Source organism: Pseudomonas sp. SCB32 (genome assembly GCF_009189165.1).
Classification (GTDB): Bacteria; Pseudomonadota; Gammaproteobacteria; order Pseudomonadales; family Pseudomonadaceae; genus Pseudomonas.
The window spans coordinates 373,009-389,632 of record NZ_CP045118.1 but is presented as its reverse complement, the minus strand read 5'-3'; the positions used below and the strand labels follow the sequence as shown (position 1 = coordinate 389,632).

18 protein-coding genes are annotated in these 16,624 nt (G+C 66.4%); 9 read left to right on the top strand and 9 right to left on the bottom strand.

Translation table 11 applies throughout. The annotated features are described in order from the left end of the window. Positions 1-52: 52 nt before the first annotated feature. Entirely contained in the window at positions 53-304 is a 252-nt protein-coding gene (locus GA645_RS01835) for a YfhL family 4Fe-4S dicluster ferredoxin (RefSeq protein WP_152219417.1), read from the top strand. Positions 305-428: 124 nt separating this feature from the next. Next, complete coding sequence (gene ggt, locus GA645_RS01830) at positions 429-2,132, top strand: gamma-glutamyltransferase (protein WP_152219415.1); 1,704 nt, start codon at positions 429-431, stop codon at positions 2,130-2,132. A gap of 14 nt (positions 2,133-2,146) precedes the next feature. On the opposite strand, the gene GA645_RS01825 is transcribed toward ggt, so the two are convergent. From GA645_RS01825 to nudE, 6 genes are all read right to left on the bottom strand, one after another. After that, entirely contained in the window at positions 2,147-3,994 is a 1,848-nt protein-coding gene (locus tag GA645_RS01825) for a Na/Pi cotransporter family protein (RefSeq protein ID WP_152219412.1), read from the bottom strand. A gap of 87 nt (positions 3,995-4,081) precedes the next feature. Continuing rightward, the gene (locus GA645_RS01820; RefSeq protein ID WP_152219410.1) at positions 4,082-4,423 is read right to left on the bottom strand and encodes a multidrug transporter; all 342 of its coding nucleotides are present in this window, start codon (positions 4,421-4,423) and stop codon (positions 4,082-4,084) included. An 83-nt stretch (positions 4,424-4,506) separates the two neighbouring features. Continuing rightward, positions 4,507-5,085 carry a lysophospholipid acyltransferase family protein gene (locus GA645_RS01815; RefSeq protein ID WP_152219408.1) on the bottom strand — a complete coding sequence of 193 codons (579 nt, stop codon included), beginning with the start codon at positions 5,083-5,085 and terminating at the stop codon, positions 4,507-4,509. A gap of 79 nt (positions 5,086-5,164) precedes the next feature. Next, the gene (gene mutM / locus GA645_RS01810; protein ID WP_152219407.1) at positions 5,165-5,977 is read right to left on the bottom strand and encodes a bifunctional DNA-formamidopyrimidine glycosylase/DNA-(apurinic or apyrimidinic site) lyase; all 813 of its coding nucleotides are present in this window, start codon (positions 5,975-5,977) and stop codon (positions 5,165-5,167) included. A gap of 219 nt (positions 5,978-6,196) precedes the next feature. Next, complete coding sequence (cysQ, locus tag GA645_RS01805) at positions 6,197-7,015, bottom strand: 3'(2'),5'-bisphosphate nucleotidase CysQ (protein WP_152219405.1); 819 nt, start codon at positions 7,013-7,015, stop codon at positions 6,197-6,199. Beyond that, entirely contained in the window at positions 7,015-7,581 is a 567-nt protein-coding gene (nudE, locus tag GA645_RS01800) for an ADP compounds hydrolase NudE (RefSeq protein WP_152219403.1), read from the bottom strand. The genes cysQ and nudE overlap by 1 nt, the downstream gene beginning before the upstream one ends. Positions 7,582-7,707: 126 nt before the next feature. On the opposite strand from nudE, the gene yrfG reads away from it, so the two are divergent. Further along, complete coding sequence (gene yrfG, locus GA645_RS01795) at positions 7,708-8,370, top strand: GMP/IMP nucleotidase (RefSeq protein WP_152219401.1); 663 nt, start codon at positions 7,708-7,710, stop codon at positions 8,368-8,370. 52 nt (positions 8,371-8,422) lie between these two features. Here the strand turns inward: yrfG and lysM are convergent, their stop codons facing one another. After that, a complete protein-coding gene (gene lysM, locus GA645_RS01790; protein ID WP_152219399.1) occupies positions 8,423-8,869 on the bottom strand; it encodes a peptidoglycan-binding protein LysM in 447 nt (148 codons plus the stop codon). 151 nt (positions 8,870-9,020) lie between these two features. On the opposite strand from lysM, the gene GA645_RS01785 reads away from it, so the two are divergent. The 5 genes from GA645_RS01785 to GA645_RS01765 all read left to right on the top strand — a co-directional run bounded on the left by GA645_RS01785 (position 9,021) and on the right by GA645_RS01765 (position 14,759). Then, entirely contained in the window at positions 9,021-9,917 is an 897-nt protein-coding gene (locus tag GA645_RS01785; RefSeq protein WP_152219397.1) for a LysR family transcriptional regulator, read from the top strand. 95 nt (positions 9,918-10,012) lie between these two features. Next, positions 10,013-10,849, top strand: a complete 837-nt coding sequence (fdhD, locus tag GA645_RS01780; protein WP_152219395.1) for a formate dehydrogenase accessory sulfurtransferase FdhD — start codon at positions 10,013-10,015, stop codon at positions 10,847-10,849. Positions 10,850-10,863: 14 nt separating this feature from the next. Further along, positions 10,864-13,185: an FdhF/YdeP family oxidoreductase gene (locus tag GA645_RS01775; RefSeq protein WP_152219393.1), complete on the top strand. Its 2,322-nt coding sequence runs from the start codon at positions 10,864-10,866 to the stop codon at positions 13,183-13,185. 501 nt (positions 13,186-13,686) lie between these two features. Continuing rightward, entirely contained in the window at positions 13,687-14,181 is a 495-nt protein-coding gene (locus tag GA645_RS01770) for a hypothetical protein (RefSeq protein WP_152219391.1), read from the top strand. Positions 14,182-14,303: 122 nt separating this feature from the next. Then, positions 14,304-14,759, top strand: a complete 456-nt coding sequence (locus GA645_RS01765) for a glycine zipper domain-containing protein (protein ID WP_152219389.1) — start codon at positions 14,304-14,306, stop codon at positions 14,757-14,759. Positions 14,760-14,816: 57 nt separating this feature from the next. On the opposite strand, the gene GA645_RS01760 is transcribed toward GA645_RS01765, so the two are convergent. Next, the gene (locus GA645_RS01760) at positions 14,817-15,356 is read right to left on the bottom strand and encodes a DUF2087 domain-containing protein (RefSeq protein WP_256676047.1); all 540 of its coding nucleotides are present in this window, start codon (positions 15,354-15,356) and stop codon (positions 14,817-14,819) included. A 284-nt stretch (positions 15,357-15,640) separates the two neighbouring features. Here GA645_RS01760 and GA645_RS01755 point away from each other — a divergent pair, with 284 nt between their 5' ends. Then, positions 15,641-16,000 carry a hypothetical protein gene (locus GA645_RS01755; protein ID WP_256676046.1) on the top strand — a complete coding sequence of 120 codons (360 nt, stop codon included), beginning with the start codon at positions 15,641-15,643 and terminating at the stop codon, positions 15,998-16,000. 184 nt (positions 16,001-16,184) lie between these two features. Here GA645_RS01755 and GA645_RS01750 read toward each other — a convergent pair whose 3' ends face one another. Next, positions 16,185-16,619 carry a thioesterase family protein gene (locus GA645_RS01750; protein ID WP_152219385.1) on the bottom strand — a complete coding sequence of 145 codons (435 nt, stop codon included), beginning with the start codon at positions 16,617-16,619 and terminating at the stop codon, positions 16,185-16,187. Positions 16,620-16,624 lie beyond the last annotated feature (5 nt).

The following is a 16,624-nucleotide window of genomic DNA, read 5'->3' as shown; positions in this document are numbered from 1 at the left end:
CAGCATTCCTGTTGCTGACAGCCATGCTCGAGGGCATGGCCGGAGTTATTCGATGTCCCTGAAAATCACCGACGATTGCATCAACTGCGACGTCTGCGAGCCTGAGTGCCCCAACGCCGCGATCTCCCAGGGCGAGGAGATCTATGTGATCGACCCGAACCTGTGCACCGAGTGCGTCGGCCACTACGACGAGCCGCAGTGCCAGCAGGTCTGCCCGGTCGACTGCATCCCGCTCGACGAAAACAACGTCGAGAGCAAGGAAGCGTTGATGGAGAAGTACAAGAAGCTCACCGGCAAGGCCTGATCCGGCGCATTTCGACATTTTTTCATTGAGCTCTCACAAACCGTTGGGCCGCGGGATTGTCTATCCTCCCTAGTTCGCCCCATTAGGTTTTCCAGCCGGCGCTGCCGGCGGTTCGTGAGATGCCATGTCCCTGTTGAATATCCGCTCCCGCGCGTCCCTGCTCGGCTTCTGCAGCCTCCTGCTGCTCAGTGCCGCCCTGCACGCCGCGGAACACCCGGCGCAGGCCAGCGTCGCCACCGCCCATCCGGCCGCCACCGTGGCTGGACTGGAAACCCTCGCCGACGGCGGCAACGCCTTCGATGCCGCCGTGGCCATCAGCGCCGCGCTGGCAGTGGTCGAGCCCTACGGCTCGGGCCTGGGCGGCGGCGGTTTCTTCCTGCTGCGCCAGGCCGGCAACCCGCCGACCTACCGCTTCATCGACGCCCGCGAGCGCGCTCCGCTGGCCGCCCACGCGCAGATGTACGAGCGCAATGGCAGGGTCGACCCGCAGCTGTCGCTCAACGGTGCATTGGCCGCCGGCATCCCCGGCCTTCCCGCCGCACTGGCCGACATCACCAGCCGCTACGGCAGGAAGACCCTGGCCAATAACCTGGTGCCGGCGATTCGCCTGGCCACCGACGGCGTTTCCATCGATCGCATCTACATCGACCGTGCGTCCTGGCGTCTGGATGCCATGCGCAAGGACCGCGAAACCGCGCGCATCTTCCTGGCCCAGGGCAACCTGCCCGAGGAATGGGACCTGCTGCGCCAACCGGAACTGGCGCGCACCCTGGAACGGCTGGCGCGCTACGGGCGCATCGGCTTCTACGAAGGCGAGACCGCCGACAAGTTGGTGCAGGGCGTCCGCGCCGCCGGCGGCCTCTGGAGCTCGGAGGACCTGGCCAGCTACCGCACCGTCGAGCGCCAGGCACTGCGCTTCCCGCTGAACGACGGACGCGAGCTGATCAGCGCCCCGCCGCCTTCCGCCGGCGGCGTGGCCCTGGCCCAGAGCCTGGGGATGCTGCAGCAACTGCCGTGGCAGAAGGCCGACCCGGTGCAGCGTGTGCATTACGTGGTGGAAGCGCTGCGCCGCGCCTACCGTGATCGCGGCCTGCTGGGCGACCCGGACCGCGTAGCCAACCCGGTGCCGCAGCTGCTCGCCCCGGACTACCTCAAGAAACTGGCCAGCGGCATCGACCCGCAGCGCGCCACCCCCAGCTCCTCCCTGCCGGCGGCAGCCGCCTGGCGCGAGGGCGACCACACCACTCACTTCGTGGTCATGGATGCGGACGGCAACGCGGTGGCCGCCACCCTCTCGGTCAACCTGCCGTTCGGCGCCGCCTTCACCGTGCCCGGCACCGGTGTGCTGCTCAATGACGAGATGGACGACTTCGCCACCGACGTCAGCGGCGCCAACGCCTATCAGTTGGCCGGCAGCCAGGCCAACGCCGTGGCCTCCGGCAAGCGCCCGCTGTCGAGCATGAGCCCGAGCTTCATCGAGAGCCCGACGGAGCTGGCGGCCTTCGGCACCCCCGGCGGCAGCCGCATTCCCAGCATGGTGCTGCTGTCGATGCTGGACTACCTGGACGGCAAGCCGATCCAGCAATGGGTGTCGTCTCCGCGCTATCACCACCAGTACCTGCCCGACGTGATCGAGCACGAGCCGCGCGCCTTCAGCGGCAGCGAAATGGCCGAGCTGAACCGCCGCGGCTATACGCTCAAGGACGTCGGCCGCGCCTACGGCAACCAGCAGGTGCTGTTGTGGAACAAGAAGTCCGGTGAGGTGCAGTCGGCGAGCGATCCGCGCGGTATCGGCCTGGCCACGGAGCTCGCGGCACCGCTGCGCTGATCAGGGCGGGCTGTTCAGGGCTGGAGCAGGGCCGGCACGTCGTCGTCCTGCGGCTCGAACAGGCCGTGCTCGGTGCCCAGCTGCAGCACGTTGCGCAGGCTCTGGATGATGCGGCTGACGTAGCCCAGGTCGTTCATCAGCGAACTGGTCTGCAGGCCGTCCAGCTCCTGCTGGCGCACGGCGGCGAACAGGCGCTGGCGGAAGGCCGCGTCGAAGGCCGCCGCACTCTCGTCGAGCAATTGCAGGCGCGCCAGGAGCGCGGTTCCCGGTAGCTCGCCACCGATCAGCGCCCCCAGCGCCCGAACTTCCCGCAGCATGCCGAGCAGGTGGCGGCGCAGCTCCACGTACGACTCGCGGGTGGTTGAGGGCTCGCCCTGCAAGGCCTGACCGAGGTTCTTCTGCAGGTGCTTGGCGTCCTTCACCGCGTCCACCAGTTGCAGCGCCACCACCTGGCAGGACAGCCAGAAGCGCTGGTGCTCCTCGTCCAGTGGCACCTCCAGGCGCCCCATGAAGCTCAGCAAGTCGCCGTAGACGCCCTTGATATGGCGCTGGTAGAGGACCTCCGCGCCCAACGCGTGACTATCGGGGGCGGCCCGCAACGGACTCTCGTCGACACGGGGCTGGGTCAGCATCTCCACCGGCAGGTAGAGCGCGTGGCAGATCACTTCGATGCTCAGCCGGCCGAGGTGGCGCAGCTCCTGCAGGACCGCGCTGGCCGCTGCGTCGGCGGAATCCAGTGCGCGCTCGTTGAGGTAGCGCGCATGGGTGCGTTCGATGGTCGGCAGGGCGGGCGCCAAATCGGTGATCAGTACCGGCGGCTCCTCCACCTCCGGCAACCAGCGCACCAGCGCCGTGGCCAAGGCTCCCTGCAGCGGCCAGAACAACAATACGCCCATGCCATTGAACAGCGTGTGGAACAGCGCCAGCTGGATCATCGGGTTGTCCGCCAACCCCAGCGGCGTCACCAGCGCGTGTACCAGCCAGGTCAGCGGCGAGAGCAGGAAGAACGCCAGCACCCCGGTCACCACGTTGAACAGCACGTGTGCCAGCGCCAGCCGTTGCCCGCTGCGGTTACCGCCCAGGGAGCCGACGAAGGCCGTGGTGACGCTGCTGCCAATGTTGGAACCAATGGCGATCGCCAGGCTCTGGCCCAGCTCCAGCTGTCCGCCGGCCAGTGCCGCGAGGGTGAGCATCAGGGTGGCGTGGCTGGACTGCAGCACCACGGTAATCAGCATGCCAAAGGTGACGAACAGCAGCGCACCGAGCATGCCCTCGGCCTGCAACTCGCGGGTGTCCAGGGCATCGCCAAAGCTTCCGAAACCCTCCTTGATCTGGTCGATGCCCAGGAAGATGAAGGCGATACCCAGCAGGATGCGCCCGGCAGCCTTGCTCTTGGCGCCGTTGAAACCCATCAGCACGCCGAATACCAGCAGCGGCAGGGCCAGCGGGCTCAGGCTGAGGTTCTGCCCGGCCAGGGCGAGCAGCCAGATACCGCTGGTAGCGCCGAGGTTGGCGCCGAAGAGAATGGCGATGCCACCGGCAAGCTGGATCAGCCCGGTGCTGATGAACGCGATGGTGAGCAGGGAGACCAGGGTGGAGGATTGCAGCAGGAAGGTGCCGAACAGGCCGAACAGCAGGCTCTTGCCGCGAGTGGCGGTGCTTTTTTCCAGCCAGCGCTCCAGCTGGCTGCCGGCCAGGTCGCGCAGCCCCTCTTCCAGGCACTGCATGCCGAACAGGAACAGCGCCAGCCCGGCGCCCAACTGCAGCAGGCCGGCACTGGACCAGAAGCTATAACCTAGGCCTACGGCAACCAGCAGCAGAAGCACTGGACGCAGGTGCTTCTTCAGCCGGGGCGTGTCCATACGTTACCTGCTGGAGTCAACGCATCGGCCAGGATGCGTCCGCTATCACAGGGCGGCCCGATGGCGACCGCCCCATACGGGCAGAACTCAGTCCTGCTTGTAGCCGCTCTTGGTGCAGCCCAGGCAGCGGACGAAGGCCGACTTGCCCGGCTCGACCACCAGCGCCTCGCCGGCTTCCTTGACGTTGCCACCCAGCGCGCTGAACGGCAGGGTCACCACGAACGCGGCAGCACCTACCACGGTGGCGGCGATCAGCAGCGGACGGGCGAAGAGCAGGTCGCCCATCATGGCGTAGCCTGGCGGTGCCTCGACGGTGTAGATCGGGTCGCCGCTGGCGCTGGAGGCCACCACTTCTTCGGCGACGGCCGGCATCGACGACAGTCCGCAGGTCAGAGCCAGGACAACGGCGGTGGTGCGAAACAGGTTCATGGAGAGAAGTCCTTTTTATGTAGTTGGGCAGGCAGACTGCCATTAACTATAACAGCGCTCCGTGACTTGTCGCGTGACAGCCTTCAATCGCCGAAGAATGCGTATTCAGGCTTTTTCGGTACAAACGGCTGGTAGAAATCCAGCATCCGCCGCAAATCACCCGCCTCATCGCCCGTCGGCCAGTAGGGCTCGCCGATGACAATGCGCCGCCCCGGATAGTCCAGCGCCGCCAGTACGATGGGCACACCCGCGCCCCGGGCGATGTGGTAGAAGCCCATTTTCCAGCGCTCGACCTTCTTGCGCGTGCCCTCCGGGGAGAGGATCAGCATCATCTCGCGGCTCTCGTTGAAGGCCTTTACCGCCTGGTCGACAGTGTTGAGCTTGAGGTGCCGCTGGATCGGAATACCGCCCCAGCGACGCATCAACCCGCCCCAGGGGCCACGGAACAGCGTGTGCTTGCCGAACCAGCGGGCATTCAGGCGCAGCACGAACTTGGCGGCCAGGAACAGCATGAAGTCCCAGTTGGACGTGTGGTGAGCGCCGATCACCACGAACTTGTCGAGGGCGGGCAGCGAACCCTCGATGCGCCAGCCCGCGCAGCGCAGCATGGCGCGGCCGAGCGCCTCGGCCAGCGGATTGCGGGGCAGATAATTGCCGGACATGAATCACCTGGTGGCCCCCTGTGTAGGGGCCATTGTTGTTATGGGTTGGAGGACGACAGGTTAACGCTGGCGGGCAGCGTCAACGTTGGCAGCGCGGACAGTAAACGCTGGCACGCTGGCCGAGACGGACCTCGCGCAGGGTCGAGCCGCAGACCTTGCAGAACTCGCCACCACGTCCGTAGACGAACAGTTCCTGCTGGAAGTAACCCGGCTGCCCGTCGCCGCCGACAAAGTCGCGCAGCGTGGTGCCACCGCGTTCGATGGCGATCGCCAGGATGCGCTTGATCTCCTGCGCCAGCTTCAGGTAGCGGGCACGGGAAACGGAGCCGGCCTCGCGACGCGGGTCGATGCCGGCGGCGAACAGCGCCTCGGTGGCGTAGATGTTGCCCACACCCACCACCACCGCGTTGTCCATGATGAAGGGCTTCACCGCCATGCTGCGGCCACGGGACATCTGGTACAGGCGCTCGCCCTCGAAGTCGTCGGTCAGCGGTTCCGGCCCCAGGTGGCGCAGCAATTCGTGCTCCAGTGGCGCCTGGCTCCACAACAACGCGCCGAAACGCCGGGGATCGGTGTAGCGCAGCGCCATGCCGGACTCCAGCTCGATGTCCACATGCTCGTGCCGCGCAGCCGGCAGCCCGCATTCGACCAGGCGCAGGCTGCCCGACATTCCCAGATGGCTGATCAACGTGCCAGCCTCGGCATTGAGCAGCAGGTACTTGGCGCGCCGCTCCACCTGCAGGATGCGCTGCCCGGAAAGACGCACGTCGAGGTCTTCGGGGATCGGCCAGCGCAGGCGGCGCTCGCGGACGATCACGCGGCTGACGCGCTGGCCTTCGAGGTAGGGCGCGATGCCCCGGCGGGTGGTTTCGACTTCGGGTAGTTCAGGCATGGATCGCTACGGCGGAAGAGTTTCTGTAATAGCGAGCTTGCTCGCGAATGTGCCTACACGCAAATACCTCGCGCGAAAGCCGCTCCGGCATTGCGTGCTCCCAAGGTGGGCGTGGGTACTCTTGTAGGAGCGGACTCCGTCCGCGATGGCCCCGGCGCAGGAACATCGCGGACAGAGTCCGCTACTACGAAATGCGATGGGCGTGGACGACAGGACGACTCAGTCCAGCGCGCGCGCCAGCTGGATCAGCTCCCCGCGCCACTCCGCGGCCTGCGGCAGGGCAAGGAACGACTCATTGAGCAGCGATTCCCGAGCCTCATAGGTAAAGGGCTGGCCATGCAGGTCGAGCATTTCGCCGCCGGCGCCTTCCAGCACACCCTGGGCCGCCGCCGTATCCCACTGCGAAGTCGGCGCCAGACGCGGATAGCAGTCCGCCGAACCCTCGGCCAGCAGGCAGAACTTCAGGGAGCTGCCGATATTGGCCAGCGTCAGGTCACCGAAACGCTCCGCCAGACCGGCCAACAGGCGCTCCTGGGCGGGACTCGAATGGCGCTTGCTGGCTACCACGGTGAAGGCTTCGGGCGGGCTGACCCGTACGCTGATCTCCTGCGGCTCACCACCGCGCTCCTCGCGCCATGCGCCAAGCCCGCTGCCACCGTAGTAGCAGCGACCGCTGGCGGGGATACCGACCACGCCGAACACCACGCGGCCGCGCTCGACCAGCGCCACGTTGACGGTGAACTCCTCGCTGCCGGCGATGAACTCCTTGGTGCCGTCCAGCGGGTCCACCAGCCACCAGCGGGTCCACTGCGCCCGCTGCGCAAGCGGGATGTCGCAGTCCTCTTCCGACAGCACCGGAATCTCCGGCGCCAGTGCGCGCAGGCCGTCAGCCAGCAGGCGGTGGGCGGCCAGGTCGGCGGCGGTCACCGGCGACTCGTCGGCCTTCTGCTCGACGTTCAGATCACCGCGCCAGAACGGCAGGATCACGTCGCCGGCCTTGTGCACCAGGTCGATTACTGCGGGAAGAAAGGCATGCATCACGGTTTGTATTCTCCTCGTTGGGTCAACAGGTCGCGCACCAGGTAGAGCGCGGCCAGTGCGCGTCCTTCGCTGAACTGGGCATGCTGGGCGAGGCTGGAAAGCTCTCGCAGACTGATCTTGTCCACCCGCATCGGCTCCGGCTCATCGCCGGGAAGGCTTTCCGGATAGAGGTTACGCGCCAGCACCACCTGGATGCGCTGGCTCATGTAGCCGGGCGACAGCGACAGCTCGGTGATGTACTCAAGCTCATGGGCGCCGTAGCCAGCTTCTTCCTTGAGCTCGCGGTCGGCGGCGGCGAGGATGTCCTCGCCCGGCTCCACCAGCCCCTTGGGCAGCGACAGCTGGTACTCGTCGACCCCGGCGCAGTACTCCTCGATAAGGACCACATGCTCGGCGTCCAGCATCGCGACCACCATCACCGCGCCGTAGCCCTGCCCCTTGCCCACCAGACGCTCGTAGGTGCGCTCCACGCCATTGGCGAAGCGCAATTGCAGCTCCTCGACGGCAAACAGTCGGCTTTTGGCGACGATCTCGCGGGCGAGCACCGTGGGTTTCTGACGCATGGGGCAACTCCTGGGGGTGGCCGGGTCGGCTATGATAACCCGCCTTCTCCGATTATCCGTGTTGGATGTTGCGCAAGGACTTCCGATCCGCTGCGCAATTGCGACACCCTTTTACGAAAGCCCACCATGCCAAGCCTGCCCTGGTCAGCCATCGATACCGTCCTGCTCGACATGGACGGGACCCTGCTCGACCTGCATTTCGATAATCACTTCTGGCTCGAACACCTGCCCCGGCGCTACGCCGAGCACCACGGCATCAGCCGTGAGCAGGCCGACGCCGAGCTGCTGCCGTTGTTCCGCGACCATGCCGGACAACTCAACTGGTACTGCCTGGACTTCTGGAGCCGCGAGCTGAAACTGTCGATTCGCGACCTCAAGCGCGAAGTCGCCCACCTGATCGCCCTGCGCCCGGACGCCGACCTGTTCCTCGCTGCGCTGCGCCTGCACGGCAAGCGCGCGGTGCTGATCACCAACGCCCACCGCGATTCGTTGTCGCTGAAGCTGGAGCGAGTCGAACTCGCGCCCTGGTTCGACCGCCTCATCAGCTCCCACGACTACGGCTACCCCAAGGAGAATCCGCAGTTCTGGCAGGCGCTGCACGCCGATATCGGCTTCGACCCGGCGCGCAGCCTGTTCATCGACGACAGCCTGCCGATCCTGCGCGCGGCGCGGCAGTTCGGTGTCGGCCATCTGCTGGCGGTGCGCCAGCCCGACAGCCGCGGCGCGCCCAAGGACACCGAGGAATTCGCCGCCCAGGACAGCTACCGGACGCTGATCGAAGGGCTCTGATTCCAGGGCATCAAAAACGACAGAGCCCGGCACTTGGCCGGGCTCCGGGACATTACGCCGGAATCCGCAGCACCTGGCCGGGATAGATCTTGTCCGGATGGCTGAGCATCGGCTTGTTCGCCTCGAAGATCTTCATGTAGGCGTTGGCATTGCCGTACTCGGCCTTTGCGATGGCGCTCAGGGTGTCGCCCTTCTTCACCGTGACGAAGGGCGCTTCCGGCAGAGGAACTGCGGCAGCCGCGACGCTGATGTGGTCCTCGACGCCGGAGACGCCCGCAACGTTGCCCAGGGTAAGCAGGATCTTCTCCTTCTCTTCCTGGCTGGCCACCTCGCCGCTGGCAATCACCTTGTCGCCCTCGACGCTGACCTGGATGTTCGGGTTGCCGAGACCGACCTTGGCGATGTGATCCTTGAGCGATTCGGCGGCCTGCGCCTCCTGGCCCACGATGCTTTCCCAGAGTTTCTCGCCGGCTTCCTTCACGAACGCAAAAATGCCCATTTCCAACCTCCCTACGGTTACAGTGACAGGCGGCCGGCATTGGGCGGACCGCAAGGGGTTGGAGTCCAGTCGGCAAGATCGGCAACGCTCGCCGGATTATTCCCAACCGCTCTTCATCCGACAGAACGCCGCTTCCCGGAGCCATCCGCCGATGGACATCAAACAGCTCAAGTTCCTCTGCGCCCTCGACGAGACGCGGCATTTCGGCCAGGCGGCGGCGCGTTGCCACGTCACCCAGCCGACCCTGTCGATGCGCCTGCGCAGCCTGGAGGAAGAGCTGGGTCTGGAACTGGTACGGCGCGGGCAGCGCTTCGAAGGGTTCACTGAGGCCGGCGAGCGCGTGCTGGCCTGGGCGCGCAGCCTGCTGGCCGCCCACGACGGCCTGTACGCCGAAGCTGCAGCCTGCCGTGGCCAACTGGTCGGCACCCTGCGCCTGGGACTGGTGCCTCTGGCGGGGTTCGACCCCATGCGATTGATCGAACTGTTCGCCCAGCGCCATCCTGAACTGCGCTTCCAGCTCCACGCGCTGAGCTCGGAGAACATCCTCGAAGGCCTTGGTCGCAACCAGCTGGACCTCGGCCTGTCCTACCTCGACCGCATCGACCGCGCGCACTTCGAGGGGCTGGAACTGGCCGCCACGCGCATGGGGCTGCTGCACGACCGCCGGCACTTCCAGATCGACAGCCCGACCCTGAGCTGGGACGCGCTTGTGGACCTGCCCCTGGGCCTGCTCTCGACCGGCATGCACTTTCGTCAGTCCATTGACCACGGCTTCCGAAGCCGTGGCCTGACACCCCAGCCGCGTCTGGAAACGGACGCCGTGCACCAGTTGCTGCAAGCCGTGGAACGCGGCCTGTGCTGCGCGATCATGCCGTTGGGCAGCGGGCTGGACACCCACCGCGAGCACTTCGCCCTCACCCCGATAGAGGACGCCCGCACCCTCTCGCCGCTGGGGCTGATCATTCGTCGCAGCGAACCACGCTCGGCCCTGGCCGAAGCCTGCTTCCGCGAAGCAGCCAGGCTTCTGGACGATGCCCCGAACGAGTGATAGATGGCGTCGATCACGGCATCGAAACTACCCATTAGACGCCCCCACCATATCGGCCTAGTCTGGCGCTATTACTAGAAATCAGGGCTCCGCCCATGCCTTGCCTGATCGCCCGCCCGGCCGCCGCCGAGGACCGGGCTCCCGACGTGCCCGCCGAAGGCTACGCCTACGTCGAACTCACCCCGGAAAGCGACACCGGCAGCGCCCTGCTGGCCGACGAAATTGCCCTGGCGATCGCCTACAACGGCCTTAGCCAGGCAGTGATGATGGTCTCGCCGAACGACCTGGAAGACTTCGTCCACGGCTTCAGCCTGGGCGCGGGTTTCATCGAATCCATCGACGATATCTATGACATTCGCCTGACGCCCCACGGCGATGCCATTGCCGCTGAAGTGCAGGTCAGCAGCCGTGCCTTCTGGGCGCTCAAGGAACAGCGCCGCCAGCTGGCCGGTAATACCGGCTGCGGCCTGTGTGGTGTCGAGGCGCTGGACCAGGCGCTGCCGGACCTGCCGGTGCTGCCGTCGGCCCCGCTGCCGCCCGCCACCCATCTGGCCGGCCTGCGCGAGCGGGTGAATGTCGCCCAGGAAATCGCCCGCCGCAGCGGTGCCGTTCACGCCGCACTGTTCGTTGACGGCAGCGGCGAGATCCGCCTGTGCCGCGAGGACATCGGCCGGCACAACGCCCTCGACAAGCTGATCGGTGCCCTCAAGCGCCAGCGCCTGGACGTCCGTGACGGTTTCGCCGTGGTCACCAGCCGCTGCAGCCTGGAGTTGATCCACAAAGCCGTGCGCGCCGGGCTCTCGACCCTGGTCAGCCTCTCCGCGCCCACTGCCCTCACCGTGCAGTGGGCCCGCCGGCAGAACCTGAACCTGATCCACCTGCCCCATCGCAACGCCCCCCGGGTCTACAGCCCGGCGCCGAAAGCCGTCTGAAAGAAAGAGTCTTCATGAGCCTGCAACAAGAGAATCCCCGCTACAAACCCTACAAGGGCGCCGCCGCCGGATGGGGCGCGCTGATCAGCGTCACGCGCTTCTGGCTGGACAGCAAGCAGCCCTTCAAGAACCTGCGCGCCCTGCTCAAGACCAACCAGAACGGTGGCTTCGACTGCCCCGGCTGCGCCTGGGGCGACTCGCCCGAAGACGGCCGGGTGAAGTTCTGCGAGAACGGCGCCAAGGCGGTGAACTGGGAAGCCACCAAGCGTCGCGTGGACGCCGCTTTCTTCGCCCGCCACAGCGTCAGCTCGCTGCGTGAACAGAGCGACTACTGGCTCGAATACCAGGGCCGCCTCACCGAGCCGATGCGCTACAACCCGCTCACCGACCGCTACCTGCCGATTACCTGGGATGACGCCTTCGCCCTGATCGCCCAGCACCTGCGCGCCCTGGAAAGCCCCGACCAGGCGGAGTTCTACACCTCCGGCCGGGCCAGCAACGAGGCGGCCTTCCTCTACCAGTTGTTCGTCCGCGCCTTCGGCACCAACAACTTCCCCGACTGCTCGAACATGTGCCACGAAGCCAGCGGCGTCGCCCTGGGGGCGAGCGTCGGCGTCGGCAAGGGCACCGTGACCTTCGATGATTTCGAGCACGCGGATGCGATCTTCGTCTTCGGCCAGAACCCCGGCACCAACCACCCGCGCATGCTCGAGCCGCTGCGCGAAGCGGTGCAGCGCGGCGCCCAGGTAGTCGCCTTCAACCCGCTCAAGGAGCGCGGCCTGGAGCGCTTCCAGCACCCGCAGAACGCGCTGGAGATGCTCACCAACGGCTCCGAACCACTGAACACCGCGTTCTTCCGCCCCGCGCTGGGTGGCGACATGGCCGCCGTGCGCGGCATCGCCAAGTTCCTCCTGCAGTGGGAGCGTGAGGCCCAGGCCAAGGGCGAGCCGGCAGTGTTCGACCATGCCTTCATCGCTGAACACACCCAGGGTGTCGATGCCTACCTGGCCGTGGTCGACGACACCAGCTGGGACCACATCGTCCAGCAGTCGGGCCTGAGCCTCGACGAGATCGAGCAGGCGGCGATCATGTACCGCCGCGCCGAGCGCGTGATCGTCTGCTGGGCCATGGGCATCACCCAGCACCACCACTCGGTGCCGACCATCCAGGAACTGGTCAGCCTGCAACTGCTGCGCGGCAACGTCGGCCGTCCCGGCGCCGGCCTGTGCCCGGTGCGCGGCCACAGCAACGTGCAGGGCGACCGCACCATGGGCATCAACGACCGCCCGCCGGTGGCGCTGCTCGACGCCCTCGAACGCCGCTTCGCCTTCAAGGTTCCGCGCAGGAATGGCCACAATACGGTCGAGGCGATCAACGCCATGCTCAAGGGCGAGGCGAAGGTCTTCATCGGCCTGGGCGGCAACTTCGCCCAGGCCACGCCGGACAGCGCGCGCACCCACAGCGCCCTGCAACGCTGCGCGCTGACTGTGCAGATCAGCACCAAGCTCAACCGCAGCCACCTCACCGTGGGCGGCGATGCGCTGATCCTGCCGTGCCTGGGCCGCACCGATATCGATCGCCAGGCCGAAGGCCCGCAGGCGGTGACCGTGGAAGACTCCTTCAGCATGATCCACGCGTCCTTCGGCCAGCTTGAGCCCTCCTCGAAGCAGATGCGCTCGGAGCCGGCGATCATTGCCGGCATCGCCAAGGCCACCCTGGGCAACCACCCGGTGGACTGGGACGCGATGATCGGCCACTACGACCGCATCCGCGACCTGATCGCCGACACCATCCCCGGCTTCACCGACTTCAACCGCCGCGTGGCGCACCCGGGCGGCTTCCACCTGGGCAACGCCGCCGCCGAGCGGCGCTGGAACACCGTCAGCGGCAAGGCCAACTTCCACGACCAGCCGCTGCCGGCGGACCTGGTCCACGAGAAGGTGCGCAAGACCGGCCAGGAGCCGCACCTGATCCTGCAGACGCTGCGCTCCCACGACCAGTACAACACCACCATCTACGGCCTGGACGACCGCTACCGCGGCGTACGCGGCCAGCGCGAGGTGGTGTTCGCCAACGAAGCGGACATCCGCCGCCTGGGCTTCGAGCCAGGCGAGAAGGTGGACATGGTGTCGCTCTGGGCGGACGGCGTGGAGCGCCGGGTCAGCGGCTTCACCCTGCTGGCCTATGACATTCCCAGCGGCCAGGCGGCGGCCTACTACCCGGAGACCAACCCACTGGTAGCGCTGGAAAGCCACGGCGTGGGCAGCTACACCCCGACCTCCAAGTTCGTCGCCATCCGCTTCGAGAAGGCGCGCCCGAGCGTGCGGATCGTGTGAGGCCCCTTGCGGCGCCCCGTCCAGGGCGCCGTATGCTTTTGCGCCCTCCGCGCAGCTCATGCGCCATCCCACGGACCGGATTACCTGTAGGAGCGGGAGCGGGCACGGGCACCGTCACCCCGCCGCGCTCTGGCACATTTCGCGGATAAGATCCGCGCCTACGAAAGCGCTTCGCGCAGCATTTCCACGCGCACACGAAACTACGTCCTGCGAAAAATCCGCTGGAATCTCGTCACGTAGGAAGGGGATGAAAGGTAAACTCCAAAGGGCACCTGGGAATCGCGTGAAAAGCCATCATTGCAATGGCACTCTGCGGCAAAAGCACACGCAAAATGGAACCCTGGAATAACACTCAGACCACCCAAAATCGAAAAAGTTCTGACCTTAAATCAAATACTTGCATTATTTGATGAAAGTCGTGTTATTCGTCGGAAGTATCTTGTCAGAGCCTTCGCACGAACCGAGGATCACTTCCAACATCCACACAGAGAGATGCTCTCTATGAAGTACTCCTCGATGCTCCTGTTGTCTCTTGCGCTGGTCGGTGGCACCGCCTTTGCGGACGGCGACACCCGTGCCGGCGTCGGTGGCGCCCTGGGCGGGGTATTGGGTTCGGTCATCGGCCAATCGGTCGGTGGCAGCACCGGCGCCGCCATTGGTAGTGGTCTCGGCGGTGCGGCCGGTGGTGCGGTCGGTGCCCGCCACGGTAACAAGACAGAAGCCGCCATCGGCGGCGGCCTGGGCGCAGCCGGCGGCCAGGTGATCGGCAACAAGATGGGCGGTACCACCGGCGGCCTGATCGGCGCGGCCCTGGGCGGCGGCGCGGGCGGCGCACTGGGCAACCACTACGCCGACAACAACCGCGACGACGACAATGACTACCACCACCACGACGGCTACCGTCGCGCTCGCTACTACGATCGCGGCGACTGGCACGACAATGGCCGTCACCGTGGCTGGTACAAGCACCATCATCGCCACTGGGACGACGATTGATCCGCGGCAGACAAACCGCGATCAGTCCACGGAAACGATGACTGACAGCCGGGCCTGCGTTGCCCGGCTGTTTTCTGTGCGGGACAATTCCCTCACCCCTTTCCTACATTCAGGTTCGTAAGATGCGTAAGACTCTTTCTGTTCTGGCACTGGCCCTCCTGGCCAGCCACGCCATGGCCGATGACACCAAAGCCGCCATTGGCAGCGGCGTGGGCGGTGCCCTGGGCAACGTGGTCGGTGGCGCCCTGGGCGGCTCCACCGGAGCAGCCATCGGCGCTGGCGTCGGCGGTGCAGCCGGCGGCGCGATGGGCGCGAAGAACGGCAACAAGACCGAAGCAGCCATCGGTGGCGGTCTGGGCGCCGCTGGCGGCTCGGTGATCGGCAACAAGGTCGGCGGCTCCACTGGCGGCACCATCGGTGCGGGCCTGGGCGGTGCCGCAGGCGGCGCGCTGGGCAACCACATGGCCGACAAGAACAACAGCGACGACGATGACCACTACCACGACAGCGGTTATCACAAGGGCAAAGGCCACCACAAACACAAGCACAAGCATCACGACGACAACGACGACCAGTGATGCAACGCTGAGCAAAGAGCCCGCCTTCCGGCGGGCTCTTTCATTTCCGGCCCGGCGTCAGGCGCCGGACGGCAGCACCGAGAGCAGCGCGCCCAGTTCCGCTGGCGGACGCCGCTCGATACGCCGGTACTCGCCGCCGTCGTCGGTGCGCACCAGCCAGCCACCGTCGATCAGGGCCCGGCGCAGCAGCAGGTGATCGCCGAGGCGTTCCTGGGCGCGAAGCCGCTCGTTGATCTCCCGCTCGTTCCAGCGCTGGCGCGCCGGCAACCGCGACCACAGCACCCAGAGGCAGGCCTCGCGGTGACTGTGCTTCTTCGGCCAGCGTTGCAGGCAGCCGTATTCGTCGAAATAGCGCCGCCATTGCTCGACGCGGCGAAAATCCACCACCGCCTCGGGCTCGGCCTCGCGGGCCAGTCGCGCCTCGGCTTCATGGCTGGCGCGCAGCGCCTGGTAGTTGCGAAAGCCCACCGCGCGGGCCAGCAGGTTGAGCATTTCGACATGACCGGGGCGTTCGGGCGATTCGTCGAGCTGACGGGTCAGCGATTTCGCCAGGGCGGAAATATCAGGGGCGTTGAAGGGCAAGCGTTGCCTGGACACAGTGCAATCCTCGTTGCGTGCCAAGACCTCGCGCAGGAGGTTATCGGGGGTCGCCGTATTCCGATGCGGCACTGGGAAAGTGTGTCGGATCGTCAAAGGTGCGGGGAACCGCGCGGCAGGTTTAGCGCTCTCCATACGGAGGCGGCGACGCCTGGGTGAACTGCCGACCGGTGGCCAGCATAGGCCGCCGCTCCGGGCAGGGCAAGCCCACCGGAGTCCCATTCAGCGCGCCTGATATAGGCTTGCAGGCAATGGATGATCACCGCCTACAAGGAGTTCTCGACGTGAAGATTGCTGCCTGGCTGCTCCCGTCCCTGTTCGTGGTGTCCTGCGCTCACGCGGGGAATTGGCAGATCTGCCGGATGGAGGTGGAAATCACCGAGCAGGTGACCCAACCCTATCCGGGGCTCAAGGGCCGGGTCGAGTCGGTGCAGGCACAGACGTCGACAGCCGAGTGCCCGATTCGCGGCGAGGTGATCGCCTTTGCCCCGGAGAGCGCCGACTACCAGAGCATGATTGCGCGCAAGCACTGGCCCAGGCCGGGCGAGCGGGTACGGATGCGCTATCAGTACCTGGACGGTATCTGCAAGGGCGACGGCAACAGCCGGCCGTGCCGGATCGAGCATTATCCGATGGGGTGGTGATGCGCAGCGCCAACCGCGGACGGAGGGCGCTCCTATGCAGGCGCGCGCTCCTTCGGGAGAAGCGCCATCCGCGAAGGATTTCGCGGACAAGGTCCGCTCCTACGGAAGCGGAACGTCGGCGCATACCTGTAGGAGCGCCCCATGGGCGCGATCGCGGGCATGGCCCGCTCCTACAGGGAGCGAATCAGCCCCGCACAAGCTCTTTCATCGCCTCGCGCAGCGGCGCCGGAATCGGCACCGGGCTGTTGCTCGCGCGGTCGACGAAAACATGCACGAACTTCCCCGCGGCGCAGGCCAGATCCTCGCCTGCACGGAAGACCGCCAGTTCGTATTGCACCGAGCTGTTGCCCAGCTTGCCGACCCGCAGGCCGATCTCGATGCGCTCGGGGAAGGCCACCGGCGCGAAGTAGTCGCAGCTGGAGCTGACCACGAAGCCCACCACCTCGCCGTCATGGATATCCAGGCCGCCGCGCTCGATCAGGTAGGTGTTCACCGCCGTGTCGAAGAAGCCGTAGTAGGTCACGTTGTTCACATGGCCGTAGATATCGTTGTCGTGCCAGCGAGTGGTGATCGGCTGGAAGTGCGCGTAGTCGGCGCGGCTGGGGTGCTGTTCGCTCATTGGGC

What these genes read in the sequence shown, in the direction of transcription:
- GA645_RS01835 (WP_152219417.1), top strand. Translation starts at nt 53, where the DNA reads ATGTCCCTGAAAATCACCGACGATTGCATCAACTGCGACGTCTGCGAG.
- ggt (WP_152219415.1), top strand. Translation starts at nt 429, where the DNA reads ATGTCCCTGTTGAATATCCGCTCCCGCGCGTCCCTGCTCGGCTTCTGC.
- GA645_RS01825 (WP_152219412.1), bottom strand. Translation starts at nt 3,994, where the DNA reads ATGGACACGCCCCGGCTGAAGAAGCACCTGCGTCCAGTGCTTCTGCTG.
- GA645_RS01820 (WP_152219410.1), bottom strand. Translation starts at nt 4,423, where the DNA reads ATGAACCTGTTTCGCACCACCGCCGTTGTCCTGGCTCTGACCTGCGGA.
- GA645_RS01815 (WP_152219408.1), bottom strand. Translation starts at nt 5,085, where the DNA reads ATGTCCGGCAATTATCTGCCCCGCAATCCGCTGGCCGAGGCGCTCGGC.
- mutM (WP_152219407.1), bottom strand. Translation starts at nt 5,977, where the DNA reads ATGCCTGAACTACCCGAAGTCGAAACCACCCGCCGGGGCATCGCGCCC.
- cysQ (WP_152219405.1), bottom strand. Translation starts at nt 7,015, where the DNA reads ATGCATGCCTTTCTTCCCGCAGTAATCGACCTGGTGCACAAGGCCGGC.
- nudE (WP_152219403.1), bottom strand. Translation starts at nt 7,581, where the DNA reads ATGCGTCAGAAACCCACGGTGCTCGCCCGCGAGATCGTCGCCAAAAGC.
- yrfG (WP_152219401.1), top strand. Translation starts at nt 7,708, where the DNA reads ATGCCAAGCCTGCCCTGGTCAGCCATCGATACCGTCCTGCTCGACATG.
- lysM (WP_152219399.1), bottom strand. Translation starts at nt 8,869, where the DNA reads ATGGGCATTTTTGCGTTCGTGAAGGAAGCCGGCGAGAAACTCTGGGAA.
- GA645_RS01785 (WP_152219397.1), top strand. Translation starts at nt 9,021, where the DNA reads ATGGACATCAAACAGCTCAAGTTCCTCTGCGCCCTCGACGAGACGCGG.
- fdhD (WP_152219395.1), top strand. Translation starts at nt 10,013, where the DNA reads ATGCCTTGCCTGATCGCCCGCCCGGCCGCCGCCGAGGACCGGGCTCCC.
- GA645_RS01775 (WP_152219393.1), top strand. Translation starts at nt 10,864, where the DNA reads ATGAGCCTGCAACAAGAGAATCCCCGCTACAAACCCTACAAGGGCGCC.
- GA645_RS01770 (WP_152219391.1), top strand. Translation starts at nt 13,687, where the DNA reads ATGAAGTACTCCTCGATGCTCCTGTTGTCTCTTGCGCTGGTCGGTGGC.
- GA645_RS01765 (WP_152219389.1), top strand. Translation starts at nt 14,304, where the DNA reads ATGCGTAAGACTCTTTCTGTTCTGGCACTGGCCCTCCTGGCCAGCCAC.
- GA645_RS01750 (WP_152219385.1), bottom strand. Translation starts at nt 16,619, where the DNA reads ATGAGCGAACAGCACCCCAGCCGCGCCGACTACGCGCACTTCCAGCCG.